The 2,361-nt window shown below is 66.5% G+C and carries 2 protein-coding genes and 1 pseudogene; all 3 read left to right on the forward strand.

The genetic code is table 11. The annotated features are described in order from the left end of the window. Positions 1-699, forward strand: a 699-nt coding sequence (locus ACMUOY_RS19990) for a penicillin-binding transpeptidase domain-containing protein (protein ID WP_413894490.1), incomplete at its 5' end; no start/stop codon positions are given. Then, positions 699-2,210 (forward strand): UDP-N-acetylmuramoyl-L-alanyl-D-glutamate--2,6-diaminopimelate ligase, encoded by a 1,512-nt coding sequence (locus ACMUOY_RS19995; protein WP_413894491.1) that lies wholly within the window; start codon positions 699-701, stop codon positions 2,208-2,210. The genes ACMUOY_RS19990 and ACMUOY_RS19995, both read left to right, overlap by 1 nt. Positions 2,211-2,221: 11 nt before the next feature. Next, positions 2,222-2,361 (forward strand): annotated as a pseudogene (locus ACMUOY_RS20000) (UDP-N-acetylmuramoylalanyl-D-glutamyl-2, 6-diaminopimelate--D-alanyl-D-alanine ligase); the annotation flags it as partial.

Below are 2,361 nucleotides of genomic sequence, written 5' to 3' on the forward strand. Positions count from 1 at the left end.
TCCGTTGAAGGGGTGATCCAGAAGTCCAGCAACGTTGGGGCGTTGAAGATCTCCCAGAAGATGAGCCCGCGCGAGATGTGGGACGTCTACACCGCGCTGGGTTACGGCCAGAAGCCCCAGCTCCAGTTCCCAGGGGCCGTGACGGGCCGCCTGCGGCCCTGGAAGACCTGGCGGCCGATCGAACAGGCCACGATGGCCTACGGCTACGGGTTGTCCGCCTCGCTGTTCCAGATGGCGCATTCCTACACCGCCTTTGCGCACGAAGGCCAGATTATCCAGACCACGATGCTCAAGAGTGGCGACCCGGCCAGCGGGGTGAAGGTCTTCTCGCCACAGAACGCGGCCGCCGTGCGCAAGATGCTGCAGATGGCTGCAGGGCCCGGCGGGACGGGGCAGAAGGCTCAGACGGTGGGGTATTCCGTCGGTGGCAAATCCGGCACGGCCCACAAGCAGGTCGGCAAGGGCTACGCGAGCAACAAATACCGGTCCTGGTTCACCGGCATGGCGCCGATCGACCAGCCGCGCATCGTCGTGGCGGTCATGATCGACGAGCCCAGTGCCGGGCAGTACTACGGAGGTGCCGTGGCAGCGCCCGTGTTCAGCGAGGTCGTCCAGCAGACGCTGCGCATGATGGGGGTGCAGCCCGACATGGCAGTCAAGCCGCAGATCGTGGTCCAAGCCGTGGAGGAATCGTTCTGATGCTTCAGTTCGACACTCCGGCGCAAGCGGCGAACTGGCTCGGCGGCCGGGTCACCGGCACCCTTCGCAGCGACAGCCGCCAGGTTCGCGTGGGTGACGGTTTCATAGCCTGGCCCGGTGCGGCGGTCGACGGCCGCCAGTTTGTCCAAGCGGCCTTGCGTCAGGGCGCCAGTGCCTGCCTGGTCGAGCGCGAGGGCGTCGAAGCCTTTGACTTTGATGACCCCGCAGTGGCGGCCTATCCGTCGCTCAAGGCGGCCACAGGACCGGTGGCTTCACTCTATTTCGGCCAGCCTTCCGAACAGATCGATGTTCTGGCCGTGACCGGGACCAATGGGAAGACATCCACCGCATGGTGGCTCGCGCAGGCCTTGTCCAGCGTGGACGCTGCACACGCGCGCACATGCGCCGTGGTGGGCACGCTGGGGGCGGGTTGTCCTCCCGATGTCGAAGCCACGGGCATGACGACGCCCGACCCGGTCTTGTTGCAAGGCCAGTTTCGCCGCTTTGTCGAACAGGGCCTTCGGGCCTGCGCCATCGAGGCGTCGTCCATTGGCGTGGCCGAGCGTCGTCTCGACGGGACGCGCATCAAGGTGGCGATCTTCACCAACTTCACCCACGACCATCTGGACTACCACGGCTCCATGGCGGCCTACTGGCTGGCGAAAGCCGAGCTGTTTGCCTGGCCGGGCCTTCAGGCCGCCGTGGTCAACATGGACGATCCCAAGGGCGACAGCATCGTGCGCGCCCTGGCTGGCACTGGCGTCGACCTGTGGACCGTTTCCAGTCGGGGTCCCGCCCGCCTGCAGGCCAGCGATGTGGGCTACGACGCGCAGGGTTTGAGTTTCACCGTGGTCGAGGGCCATGCGACGCACCGACTGCAGACCGGTCTGGTCGGCCAGTACAACGTGTCCAACCTCTTGGGCGTTCTGGGCGCCATGCGCGCTGTGGGGGTGCCGTTGGGCGCAGCGGTTCGGGCCTGCAGCGCGCTGCCGCCCGTGCCGGGGCGCATGGATTGTCTTTCGCTGCCGGGGCGACCGCTGGTCGCCGTGGACTACGCCCATACGCCGGATGCGCTTGAAAAAGCCCTTGAAGCGTTACGACCGTTGGCGATGCAACGAGAGGGTCGTCTCTGGGTGGTGTTCGGTTGCGGCGGCGATCGTGACGCCGCCAAGCGGCCGCTGATGGGCGCCGTGGCGCAGCAGGGCGCGGACCGGATCGTCATCACCAGCGACAACCCGCGCTCCGAAGCGCCGATGACCATTATTGGCGACATCCGGCGGGGCTTGCCGGACGGACACGCTGTCGAGGTGGAAGCGGATCGGGCCCGAGCGATTGCGCTGGCGTTGGAGCAGGCAGCAGACCATGATGTCGTGCTGATCGCGGGCAAGGGGCATGAGGATTACCAGGAGACGGCGGGCGTTCGTCGCCCGTTTTCCGACAAGGCCCGCGCGCTCGGCGTGCTGCAGGCCCTTGGGGCGAAGCAAGACCGTGGCGAAAGGGCGCCGACATGAACGCCATGGCCATGATGACCTTGCAGCAGGCACAGGACTGGATTCCTTGCGGGCGCCTCGTGGGAGACGCGACAGTTGCCATATCACGTGTCCATACCGATACCCGCACGCTGGAGCCGGGTGACCTCTTTGTCGCGCTGCGCGGTGAACG

Origin of the sequence: Candidatus Skiveiella danica (assembly GCF_022705245.1) — a bacterium.
Classification (GTDB): domain Bacteria; phylum Pseudomonadota; class Gammaproteobacteria; order Burkholderiales; family Burkholderiaceae_C; genus Skiveiella; species Skiveiella danica.